Genomic DNA, 11675 nt, shown 5'->3' on the forward strand with positions numbered 1-11675 from the left:
GCGGTCTCCTCGCGGCCGCGGCGCGTCAGGCGGAGGTGCGGATCACCAGGTGCGTGTCGAGGATGACGACCGGCTGCTCCAGCGGCTCGCCGTTGATCCGGGCGATCAGGAGCTGGACCATCTGCCGGCCCATCGCCTCCGTGGGCTGGTGCACGCTCGTCAGCTGCGGATCGGTGTGCAGCGCCACCTTGGAGTCCTCGAAGCCGATCAGCGCGACGTCGTCGGGCACGACCAGCCCCTGCTCCTTCAGCACCCGCAGCGCGCCGACCGCCATCGGGTCGGACGCCGTGAACACGGCGTCCAGGTCGGGGTGACGGGCGAGCAGGTCGCGCATGCCCGCCTCCCCGCTCTCCTCGGAGAAGTCGCCGTACGCGACGCGCTCGGTCATACCGGTGGCCAGCAGCGCGTCGCGGTATCCGGCGAGACGGTCGACACCCACGCCCATGTCCTGCGGACCGGCGATGGTGGCGATCTTGGTACGGCCCTTGGAGAGCAGGTACTTGACCGCCTGCCGGGCGCCGGCCCGGTTGTCCATGTCGACGAAGCTGTACGGGTTGAGCCCGACCGGGCGGCCACCCAGCACGGTCGGCACGCCCAGCTCCTCCAGCCGTCCCGGCAGCGGGTCGGCGCCGTGCACCGAGGTGAGCAGCACGCCGTCGACGTGCTGGCCGGTCAGGTAGTGCTCCAGCCGGTCGTGCTCGGCACGGTTCTGCGCCATCGTCAGGATGAGCTGGAGGCCGGTCTCCGCCAGGGCGGAGCCGATGCCGCGGATCAGCCCGGCGAAGTACGGCTCGTCGAAGACGCGCTGCTCCGACTCCGACACCACCAGCGCGATGGTGTCGGTCCGATTGGTCACGAGGGTGCGCGCCGCCCGGTTGGGCACGTAGCCCAGCTCCTGAATCGCCAGTAACACCGCGTCGCGGGCGCGGTCGCTCACCTTCGGCGAGCCGTTGATGACCCGCGACACGGTGCCGCGGCCGACCCCGGCGCGCGCGGCGACCGCTTCCAGAGTCGGCCGGCCTCCGGAACGGCGGTCCCCGTTCATCTATACTGCCCCCTTATCGCGTCTGCGCTTATTGTGCCCGACCCAGAAGCCCGCCGTGTCTGATGGCGTCGGCGTACCACAAAGCGCTTGATTTCATGGTCCTCGCCTGGGTCTCGTAGTCGACGTACACGAGACCGAAGCGCTTGCCGTAGCCCCAGGCCCACTCGAAGTTGTCCATCAGGGACCAGGCGAAGTACCCCTGCAGCGGAATGCCCGACTCGATGGCCGTGTGGCAGATCCGCAGGTGGGCGTCGATGTAGTCCACCCGCTCGGGGTCGTGCACCGCGCCGTCCTCGCCGATCACGTCGTCGTAGGCGGCGCCGTTCTCCGAGATGTAGAGCGGGACCCGCGGATACTCGTCGGTGAGCCGCTGCAGCATCTCGAGCAGGCCGCTGCCGTCGACCTCCCAGCCCATGGAGGTGACCGGGCGGCCGCCGTTGACGAAGCCCACGTGCTCGCTGCCGATCCACGGCGACCCGGAGTCCGTCGGCGCGGCGGCCGCGGACGCCGCGCCGCCGGGCGCGCCGGAGACGGTGAAGCGGCTGTAGTAGTTGATCAGCAGCATGTCGATCGGTGCCGCGATCGTGGCCAGGTCGCCGTCGTGGATGAACTCCATGTCGGACAGGTGGCTCAGGTCGGCCAGCACGTCCTCCGGATAGGAGCCCTTGAGCAGGGCGTCCAGGAAGAAGCGGTTCTGCAGCCCGTCGATGCGGCGGGCGGCGTCCTGGTCGGCCTCGCTGTTCGTGGCGGCCGTGACCGGGTAGACGTTGACGCACCCGCCGATCAGCGAGTCGGGGTTCTGCGCCCGCATCGCCTGGACGGCCAGACCGTGCGCGAGGTTGAGGTGGTGCGCGGCGCGCAGCGCGGCGGCCGGCTCGCGCCGTCCGGGGGCGTGCTCGCCCGATGCGTAGCCGAGGAACGCGGCGCACCAGGGCTCGTTGACCGTGCTCCAGTTCCTGACCCGGTCGCCGAGCTCGGCGTGCACGGTCGCGGCGAAGTCGGCGAAGCGCTTCGACGTGTCACGCGACGGCCACCCGCCCGCGTCTTCCAGGGCCTGGGGGAGGTCCCAGTGGTAGAGCGTCAGCCACGGGTCGATGCCGTAACTGAGCAGCTCGTCGACGAGCCTCTTGTAGAAGTCGAGGCCCTTGCGATTGTACGCGCCGGAGCCGTCGGGCTGGATCCGCGGCCAGGAGACGGAGAACCGGTAGGCGGTGAGGCCGAGGTCCGCCATGAGCTTGACGTCCTCGCGATACCGGTTGAAGTGGTCGATCGCGATTTCGGCGGTGTCGCCGCCCACGATCCGCCCGTCCTGACTGCAGAAGGTGTCCCAGATGGAGCGGCCCCGCCCGTCGGCGGCGAGGGCGCCCTCGATCTGGTAGGCGGAGGTGGCGGCGCCCCAGACGAACCCGGTGGGGAACATCACACTGGGGGCCTCTGCCTCGGGACGTGTGCCTTGCGTTGTCACGCCTTGACCGCACCTTCCATGAGTCCGCCGATGATCTGTCGGCCGAACAGGATGAAGACGACGATGAGCGGGAGAATCGACAACAGCGTGCCGCTGAAGATCAGCACGTAGTCCGTCCCGTACTTCGCGTTGAGCGAGTTGATGGCGACCTGGACCGTCGGGTTGTCCGGGTTCAGCACGATCAGCGGCCACATGAACTCGTTCCAGTTCAGCATGAACGTGTTGATGCCCAGCACTCCCATGCCCGGCCGTACGGCGGGCAGGATGACGTTCCACCAGATCCGCAGGGTGGAGGCGCCGTCGACGCGGGCGGCCTCGACCAGCTCGTTGGGCACGGCCTGCTCGGTGTACTGCGTCATGAGGAAGACGCCGAAGCCGTTGAGCAGGAAGGGCAGGATCACGGCCTTGATCGAGCCGACCCATTCGAGGTTGACCATGAGCCGGTAGAGCGGGACCTGGCCCATCTGCTGCAGCGGGACCATCATGGTCAGCAGCACCAGCAGCAGCAGGATCTTGCCGCCCTTGAATTTCAGCCGGGCGAACGCGAAGCCGGCGAACGTCGAGATCACCACCACCGAGATCGTCACCGTGGCAGAGATGATCAGCGAGTTGGTGAGACCGGTCATGTAGTGCGCGTCGGGGTTGGTCAGCACGCGCTGGATGTTCTCCCCGAGCTTGCCGCCGGGTAGGAACGGCGGCGGCATGTCGGTCGCCTCGGTGTTGGTCCGGGACGCGATGACGATCATGTAGTACAGCGGGAACGCCGAGATGATGATCGTGACCGCGAGGATGAGCCTCGTCATCGGCGTGGCGGTCCAGAGACTGCCCGTACCCCCCGGCGCCTTGCGGCGCCGCCGCGTCTGGGTGGGCGCGGAGAGCGTGGTCACTTGTTGCCCCCGATCCGGCGGATGAGCAGGAAGTTGATGGCCGATCCGATGAGGATGAGCAGGAACAGCAGCCAGGCGGCCGCGGAGGCGTAGCCGTAGTCGAACTCGCGGAAGCCCTGCTCGAAGATGAACATCGAGACGGTCTGGAACTGGCTGTTGGTGCCGCCGTGGACGTTGCCGTTGTAGAACGTCGTCGGCTCGGAGAACAGCGTGAGACCGCCGATGGTGGAGTTCAGCACGACGAAGATCATCGTCGGCCGGAGCATCGGAACGGTGATCTGCCAGAACTGGCGCCGGCGGGACGCGCCGTCGATCGAGGCCGCCTCGTAGAGGTCCTTGGGGATCGTCTGCATGCCGGCCAGGAAGATGATCGCGTTGTAGCCGGTCCAGCGCCAGTCGATCATGGTCGCGATGGCGAGCCAGGAGGGGAGACGCTCGGCCTTCCAGTCGATGGGGTCGGCCCCGAACCAGCCGAGAACCCAGTTGACCACGCCCCAGTCGCGGCCATACAGCTGGGTGAAGACGACCGCCACCGCGACGACCGAGGTCACGAGGGGGAGCAGGACGCCCAGCCGGACGAACAGCTGCAACTTGAACCGCTTGTTCAGCGCGTTGGCCAGCAGCAGCGCCAGCAGAATCTGCGGGACCGTCGCGATGACGAACATCGCGAGGGTGTTGACGACAGCCCTCCAGAAGGCGGCGTCGTCGAGCAGGGCGGTGAAGTTGCCGAGGCCCGTCCACTCGACCGTCCCCGTGAGGTCGTAGTCGAAGAACGAGTAGTAGAGGGTGAAGGCGAGCGGGAAGAGCCCGAAGACCAGGAAGAGCAGGTAGTAGGGAGAGACCAGGAGGTACGGTGCGGCCTTGAGGTCCAGCCAGGTCATGAAGGACCGGCCCGGTCTCGGCCGGACATGCCTCCGGCTGGGCGGCATCGGTGCCCGGGTGGGGTGCCCGGCGTCGACGTGCAGGCTCATTGATTACCTTTCGGGTGAAAGCAGGCGACCGGCCCGCCGGCGGGGTGCCGCTGCGGCGGACCGGTGCTCACCTGGCGGGCTGGATCAGCCCGCGGCCTTCACGGCGTCGTCGACGAGCTTCTTCCAGCCGTTCGCGTACGGCACCGAGCCGTCGTCGATGGCGGAGACGACCGACTCGATGGCGTTCTTGACCTGGGCGTGCTTCACGCCGAGGAAGACCGGCTGGAGCGCGGCGGCCGACTTGGCGAAGATGTCACCGACGGGGGCGTCGTTGAAGTACTCGTTCTTCGCACCCTGGACGGCCGGGTCCTGCTGCGCCTGGATGTTGCTCGGCATGTTGCCGGCGTAGTTGAAGACGCTGACCTCGGCGTCCTTACCGGTCAGGTAGTCGAGGACCTGCGCCGCCTCCTTGGGGTGCTTCGACTGCTTCGGCACGGCGAGCCAGGAGCCGCCCCAGTTGCCGCCGCCGCCGGGCACCGCCGCGACGTCCCACTTGCCCTTGAAGTCCGGTCCGGCGCCGCCGTCGCCGCTGACCGCGCCGAGCATCCACGACGGGCAGCCGAGGGTGGCGAACTGCGACTTCTTCATGCCGGTGTTCCACTCCGGCGTGAAGTTGCGCAGCTTGGCCGTGAGGCCCTCCTGGCTGATCTTCTGGGCGAAGTCGTACGCCGTCTTGACCGCCGGGTTCTTGTCGACGATCAGGTTGTTGTCCTTGTCGAAGTAGGAGACGTTGCCGTTCTTGGCGGCCTCCTGCACCAGGACCACGTTGTAGAGCGTGTTGGTGCCGTCGACGAACTTGGTGTCCTTGATCTTGTCCTGGAACTTGTGGGCGACCTGGATGAAGTCGTCCCAGGTCGGCCAGAGCTTGCTGACCTCGTCGCGGTCGGCGGGCAGACCGGCCTTCTCGAACAGGTCACGGCGGTAGCACAGGCTCATGCCGCCGACGTCGGTGCCGAGGCCGAACAGCTTGCCGTCGGCGGTGACGCCGTTCTCCCACTTCCAGGCGGCGAAGTCGGCCTTGCGGTTCTGCAGGCCGAACTCGCCCAGGTCGGCCCACCACTCGGGGTGCGCCTTGGCGAGGCCCATGCCGCCCTCGTCGATGCCGACGACGTCGCCGGCGCCCGCGCCGGACTGCAGCCACTGGATCATCTGCGGCCAGTAGACCTGCTCGAACTGGTCGGTCAGGTTGTCATACTTGATCTGGATGTCCTTGTGCTCGGCGTTCCACTTGTCGACGGCCTCCTTGTAGCCGAAGTTCTTGCCGCCGCCGAACGTCTGGAGCGTGACGGTGACGGGGCCGGCCGCCGCCGAGGACCCGCCGCCCGCTGCCGCGCCCGTGCCCGTGTCGTCGGACCCGCAGGCGGCGGCGCCGAGAGCCAGCGCGGCCACCGCGGCGACCGCGAGCAGTTTGCCGCGGCGCGAGTTGTCAATCATTCCGGACCCCTCTCAGGTGGTATCCCGAATCGTCTGTGGGAGTGCATCCCAGGCCGGTCCCCGATCTCACGGCCCGCGATCGAAGGTTGTGCTCGGTGCTCCCCGCCCTGTGTCGAGCACGTTGGGAGCGCTCCCACGAAGGGTCCTCTATGAGCAACCGAGGCGTCAATATGCCGAAACCTAACTGTTACTCCCTGGGTGGTTAGAGCCGGTCAAGGGGACATAATAGGACATACCACGCTTGGGAGCGCTCCCATATCCATATGGGCAGAAATGAATAGCGGACGCCCCGAACCTGCCGGGGCGCCCGCCCTGATAAGATCGATCACCTCACTCGTGCGCCGCCCCGGCCGTCCCCACGGACACTCCGCCGCTCACCGAGACTCCTGTGCCTGGGACCGCGGCGTCCGCCACCCGGCAGGTCGGTCCGGAGCAGGCCCGCAGCAGCGCGAGCCGGGCCGAGAGCGCCAAGGTCAGGAACGGGTCGGCCGTCGCCGCGATATTGCGCAGCTCCGCCGGGTCGTCCCGCAGGTCGTACAGCTGCCGCTCCCCGGTCTCGTACTCCACGTACGCGTACCGCCCGGTCCGCAGCATCGCGTACGTGGGCGGCGAGTGCGGCGAGTAGGAGGGGTGGTAGAACTCGGCGAGCACGGTGTCGCGCCAGGGGACGTGCTGCCCGCGCAGGAGCGGGACGAGCGAGCGGCCCTCGGCCGTGGGCGGGACCGTGGCCCCGCCCAGCTCGGCGAACGTGGGCGCGAGGTCGACCGTCGAGGTGAGCGCGTCGATCACGCCCCCGGCGGGCACGCCCGGCCCGCGCACCACCATCGGCACCCGGATGTCCTCCTCGAAGGGTGTCGTCTTGCCCGGCCGCAACCGGTGCTGGCCCAGGTGGAAGCCGTTGTCGGAGGTGAAGACGATGTAGGTGTCGTCGAGGCGGCCCGCCCGGCTCAGCGCCTCGACCAGGGCGCCGACCATGTCGTCGACACCGAGCATGGCGCGCAGCCGGTCGCGGTGGACGCGATCGATCCGGCGTGTGTCGGCGGCCGACAGCGGCGTGCGCTCGCGGAGCCAGCGGGGCTCCGCCGACAGGTCGGCCTGGTCGAACGACGCGGTCCGCGGCGCCTGCTCGCCGGCGAAGGCGGCGGCGTGGCGCGGCGCGTGGTGCGCGGGCAGGTGCGGCGCGACGGGGGCGAGGTAGAGGAAGAACGGGGTGTCCCCCCTGGTGGAATCGGTCGCGAACGCCGCGGCCTTGGCGCTCAGCACGTCCTCCAGGTAGTCCTCGGGGGCGTCGCCGTACCGCCGGACCACGCCGTTCTCGTTGAGCGCGTAGCCGTACTCCTGGTAGAGGCGGGTGACGGGGACGTGCCACTCGTCCCAGCCGGGCGGGATGTAGGTGCGCGGGGCGCCCTCGGGATAGTTGTTGAGATATTTGCCCATGAGAGCGGTGCGGTAGCCCGCGTCGTGCATCCATGTCCCGAGGGTGGAGGCCTCCAGTGGCCGGAACTTCGGGAACCCGCCGGTCGGCGACCGGTTGCTCTCCACGTGGTGGCTGTGCATGTACTGCGAGCGCAGGATGGACGAGCGGGAGGGGCAGCACCAGGGGTTGGTGACGAAGAAGCGGGACAGGGTGGTGCCCTGGCGCACCAGGAGGTTGGTGATGTTGGGGAACCGGCTCAGATCCGACGCGTCCAGGTCGTCGGTGAGGATCAGCACGATGTTGGGCCGGTGAGCCGCCGGGGCGGGCTGGGCACGGGAGGCGCCGGTGAGCGCGAGGCACAGCAGGAGCGCCGCGGCGAGCCCGGCCCACAGCTTTCTCGATGGTCGTGGTTGGGGCACGGCAGCAATCATTGCCACGCGTTCACCGGGGGAAACGCCGCAGCGTGATCGCGCGACCGCGCTGCGTCCGTTATGTGGGTGATTCTTCTGGTGAATCCTCCGCTGCCGGCCAGGCCGAGCGTGTGTCGTCGCCGAGAGTGACGGCGTCCATGCCCTCCACGCTGCCGTAACGCGCCGAGGAGATCCCTTCGGGGTCTGTTCACCGCGCGTTCCCGTCCTCGTCGTGTCGCGCGGCTAGGGTGAGCGCGTCGTGAACGTTTCTTTACGGGGCGTGGAGAACGAGGGACGGCGCCACGCCGCCGAGCAGGGGCAGGCCGTCGCGTGGGTGGAGTCCCCCCTGCAGATGCTGTGCGTCGTCGAGGCGCACCACGCGGGGCTCCTCGGATCCGTCACCACGGTGGTGCCGCGGGCCGGGCTGCCGGCCCTGCGAATGACCCGCCGCGAGCTCGAGCGGCTCGGGCTGCCCGACGGGCTGGAGTTCGCCGAGCCGGCCGAGCGGGTGCCCCGGCCGGGCCGCGTCTGGGCGGTGGGCGACGCCTTCTCCGGGCGCGTCCAGCTCGCCCTCGCCACGGCCCTCCCCGGCCGCACGGTGCTGGTGGACGACGGGCTGGCCACGATCCGCCTGCTCGAGCTGCTGGTCGCGCGCCGCCCGCTGCTGCGCGCCCGCGGGACCGCGGGCCTCGGCCGCAAGGTGCTCGCCGCCGCCGCCGGGTTCCGCCTGCGCACCCGCAGGCCCACGGCGTTCACCGCGCTCCCGGTGCCCGCCGGCCTCGCCGAGGCGGTGGAGCGCACGGGCGTGCCGCTCGTCCGGCACGACTTCGCCTGGCTGCGCGCCCAGCCCGCCGACCGTCCGCCGCCGGAGCGCACCGTCGTGCTCGGCACCTCGCTCGTACGCAACGGGCTCATCCATCGCGACCGCTACCTGCGCTGGCTGGAGCGGATCGACGAGCCCGTCGCGTACTTCCCCCACCGGCGCGAGGATCCCGGTGACCTCGACCGGGTGCGCAGGATCGCCGGACTGACCGTGTACGACGCCGGGGCGCCCGCCGAGATGACGCTGCGCGACCTGCGGCCGGACCAGCGGGTGCTGAGCCTGCCGTCCACCGCGGTGACCTCGCTGCGCGTCCTGCTGTCGGCCCGGGGCGTACGGGTGGAGGCCGTGGACGTGCCGGACGACTGGTGGACGGCGTCGGCCGTACCGTCGCTGCGCTCCCACCTCCAGCTCTTCGCGCACGAACCTCACCAGCCCCTCACGCACGATCCCGGAAAGGTCGCTCCTTGACCCGTCTGCTCGCCGTGGCCGACTCCGACTCGTATCTCAAGTGGGCCGCGGGCCTGCTCGACGCGACTCCGGAGGACTGGGTCACGGACCTCGCCGTCGTCCGCACGCCCATCACCCCCTCCGCGGCGCAGATCGCCTCCGCGGTGAGCGGGACCCGCGCGCAGGGCGAGGCGCTTCCCCCGGTGCTGACGGCGCGGCAGCTGCGCCGGGCCGCCGAACGGTTCCGGCCCGACGCCGTGCTGCTGGCCTGCACCGGGCCGGTGGTGGACGCGCTGGCGGCGGAGACGCTGTCCGGGCTGCGGCCCCGGCCGGTGCTGGTGTCGGGGCTGCCCGGCATCTCGGTGCCCGCGACGGAGAAGGCCTGGCTGTTCCGCAGCGGCTGCGACCTGTTCGTCGTGCACAGCGGCCGGGAGGTCGCCGAGTTCTCCGAGATCGGCGCGCGGCTCGGCGGGGGAGGGGCGGTGGCGCTGGCCCGCCTGCCCTACCTCGACCTCCTGCCCCGCGAACCGGCCGCGCACGGCGCCGGGGGCGTACGCGACCGCGTCGTGTTCGCCACCCAGGCCAAGGTGCCCCGGCGGCGCGAGGAGCGGGAGCGGATCCTGCTCGCCCTGGCCGGCCTCGGACAGGCCAGGCCCGACCTCGACGTGGTGGTCAAGCTGCGGGCCCGCAACGACGAGCGGCAGACGCACAACGAACGGCACCACTACGAACGGCTGTGGACCGCGATGGAGGCCGAGGGCCGGGTGCCCGCCGGCGCCGTACGCTTCGCCGCCGGGCCGATGCACGAGCATCTGAGCCGCGCCGCCGGGTTCGTCACGGTCAGCTCGACGGCCGCGCTCGAGGCGATCGCCGGGAGCGTGCCGCTGCTCGTGCTGTCCGACTTCGGGGTCAGCGCGGAGATGATCAATCTGGTGTTCGAGGGCAGCGGCTGCCTGGGCACGCTCGACGACCTGGCCACGGCGGACTTCCGGGTCCCCGCCGAGGAGTGGTGCCGGGCCAACTACTTCCACGACTCCTCGGCCAGCGACTGGACCGGCCGCGTCGCCGCGCTGGTCGCCGCGGCTCGCGCGGGGACGCTGGAGCCGGCCCGCTCGCTCCTCGACGGTCCCGAGCACGCGGCCGCCCGCCGGCGCGCCCGGCTGCGCCTGGAGGTGCCGCCCAGGGTCCTGCGGTACGGTTACCGCGCCAAGCGCCGGGTGCGCCGCTATCTCAAGGCGTTCTAGACGCTCACCCCGGGGGTGTCGCGGTGAGCAGCTCGGCGGCCCTGCGGACATCGGCGTCCAGCGCGCGGTCGGGATCGACCGCGGGGATCGCCTCGACCAGGGTGTCGAGGAGCGCGGCGCAGCCCGAAGCCGTGGGGCGGCGGGCGCCGACGTGCGCCGCCTGCCGCAACCCCACCGCCAGCGACCCGCAGAGCAGCCGCAGCAGTTCGGCCATGTCGTAGGCACGCAGAGCGGCCTGGGTGCCGAACGGCACCACGTCCTGGTTGTGCAGGTTGGTCGGCAGGCTCTGCGTGCTGGCCGGCACGGCGGCGCGGCGGATCTCGGCGACGAACGCGGTCGTGGCGAGCTGCACCCCCTGCATCCCGTGCTGGCGGCCGGGTCCGGCGGCGAGCATAGGAGGCAGGCCCCCGTTGCGGGCCGGGTCGACGAGGAGGTCGAGCTGCCGCTCGGCGAGGTTGCCGAGCTGAGCGGTGACCATCGCCAGGACGTCGGCGGCGAACGCGGCCGGCTGCCCGAAGAAGTTGCCGCCGTGCACGACCAGGTCGTCGTCGGGGAAGAACAGCGGGTTGTCGCTGACACTGGACAGGTCGGCCGCGACGACACCGTCGACGTAGCGCAGGGCGTCCTCGGCGGCGCCCAGCAGCTGCGGCGAACAGCGGATGCTGTACGGCTCCTGCAGCGGGCGGGTGCCGGCCGGGAGGGTGCCGGCAAGGGTCTTGCGCATGCCGTCGGCGACGTCGACCGCGCCGGGATGGCCGTAGGCGCCGAGCAGGCGCGGGTGGAGGAAGCCCGGGTCGCAGCCGAGCAGATCGACCAGCAGGCAGGTGAGCGCCTGCAGCGCGCGGTGCGAGGACCGGACGCTGTCCAGGGCCAGGGCGGTCGCGGCCGTGGTGAGGGAGGTGCCGTTGACGAGCGCGAGTGCGTCCCGGCCGTCGAGCGCCAACGGGGTCAGCCCGGCATCGCGCAGTGCCTCGGCCGCGGGCATCCGCGAACCGTCGAGATACGCCTGTCCCCGGCCACGCAGTGCCTGGGCGGCATAGGCGAGCGGGATCAGGTCCCCGCTCGCGCCGACCGACCCGTAGCGTGGGATCGCCGGGACGAACGTCGTCGTGAACATCGCGGCGAGCCCGTCGACCACGTGTGCGGACACGCCGGACGCCCCCTGGGCGAGCGACCACGTACGCACGAGGATCGCGGCCCGGCTCACGTCATCGGCCAGATCCGGCCCCTGCCCGGCGCCGAGGTGGGCCAGGGTGTTGTCGCACTGGTCCGCTTCCTCCTCCCGGCCGGCGAACCCGACGAGGGCGCCGAATCCGGTGGTCGCGCCGTAGACCGGACGTTCCTCCTCCCGCACGTCGCGGAGGAAGTCACGGCCGCGCTCGACGCGGTCACGGACGGACGCGTCGACCACGACGGACACCGGTGCCGCGGCGCGGCGCAGGTCGGCTGAGCGCAGCGGAGCGCTGAGGTCGATGGTGCCTTCGACGGCGGACATGTCCGGACTGTAGGCACCCGATTCTCAGAATCCTATG

At 70.7% G+C, this 11675-nt stretch carries 9 protein-coding genes; 2 read left to right on the forward strand and 7 right to left on the reverse strand.

Going from position 1 to position 11675, the window contains the following annotated elements; genetic code table 11:
* Nucleotides 1-25: 25 nt before the first annotated feature.
* The 6 genes from BXA11_RS19595 to BXA11_RS19620 form a co-directional block, all read right to left on the reverse strand.
* Nucleotides 26-1045, reverse strand: a complete 1020-nt coding sequence (locus BXA11_RS19595; RefSeq protein ID WP_030507009.1) for a LacI family DNA-binding transcriptional regulator — start codon at nucleotides 1043-1045, stop codon at nucleotides 26-28.
* A 28-nt stretch (nucleotides 1046-1073) separates the two neighbouring features.
* Nucleotides 1074-2465: a GH1 family beta-glucosidase gene (locus BXA11_RS19600; protein WP_076436542.1), complete on the reverse strand. Its 1392-nt coding sequence runs from the start codon at nucleotides 2463-2465 to the stop codon at nucleotides 1074-1076.
* A gap of 41 nt (nucleotides 2466-2506) precedes the next feature.
* Nucleotides 2507-3313 (reverse strand): carbohydrate ABC transporter permease, encoded by an 807-nt coding sequence (locus BXA11_RS19605; RefSeq protein ID WP_204053733.1) that lies wholly within the window; start codon nucleotides 3311-3313, stop codon nucleotides 2507-2509.
* 80 nt (nucleotides 3314-3393) lie between these two features.
* Entirely contained in the window at nucleotides 3394-4368 is a 975-nt protein-coding gene (locus BXA11_RS19610; RefSeq protein WP_030507006.1) for a carbohydrate ABC transporter permease, read from the reverse strand.
* An 84-nt stretch (nucleotides 4369-4452) separates the two neighbouring features.
* Nucleotides 4453-5802, reverse strand: a complete 1350-nt coding sequence (locus BXA11_RS19615) for an ABC transporter substrate-binding protein (protein ID WP_076436547.1) — start codon at nucleotides 5800-5802, stop codon at nucleotides 4453-4455.
* Between the two features lie 330 nt (nucleotides 5803-6132).
* Nucleotides 6133-7638: a sulfatase family protein gene (locus tag BXA11_RS19620; RefSeq protein WP_083744401.1), complete on the reverse strand. Its 1506-nt coding sequence runs from the start codon at nucleotides 7636-7638 to the stop codon at nucleotides 6133-6135.
* 250 nt (nucleotides 7639-7888) lie between these two features.
* Between BXA11_RS19620 and BXA11_RS19625 the strand changes: the two genes are divergently transcribed.
* Both BXA11_RS19625 and BXA11_RS19630 read left to right on the forward strand, forming a co-directional pair.
* Nucleotides 7889-8920: a hypothetical protein gene (locus tag BXA11_RS19625; protein WP_076436552.1), complete on the forward strand. Its 1032-nt coding sequence runs from the start codon at nucleotides 7889-7891 to the stop codon at nucleotides 8918-8920.
* Nucleotides 8917-10143: a DUF6716 putative glycosyltransferase gene (locus BXA11_RS19630; RefSeq protein ID WP_076436554.1), complete on the forward strand. Its 1227-nt coding sequence runs from the start codon at nucleotides 8917-8919 to the stop codon at nucleotides 10141-10143. The genes BXA11_RS19625 and BXA11_RS19630 overlap by 4 nt, the downstream gene beginning before the upstream one ends.
* A gap of 4 nt (nucleotides 10144-10147) precedes the next feature.
* Here BXA11_RS19630 and BXA11_RS19635 read toward each other — a convergent pair whose 3' ends face one another.
* Nucleotides 10148-11638 (reverse strand): aromatic amino acid ammonia-lyase, encoded by a 1491-nt coding sequence (locus tag BXA11_RS19635; RefSeq protein WP_076436556.1) that lies wholly within the window; start codon nucleotides 11636-11638, stop codon nucleotides 10148-10150.
* Nucleotides 11639-11675: the final 37 nt, after the last annotated feature.

Origin of the sequence: Microbispora rosea (assembly GCF_900156315.1) — a bacterium.
In the GTDB taxonomy this organism is placed as follows: domain Bacteria; phylum Actinomycetota; class Actinomycetes; order Streptosporangiales; family Streptosporangiaceae; genus Microbispora; species Microbispora rosea.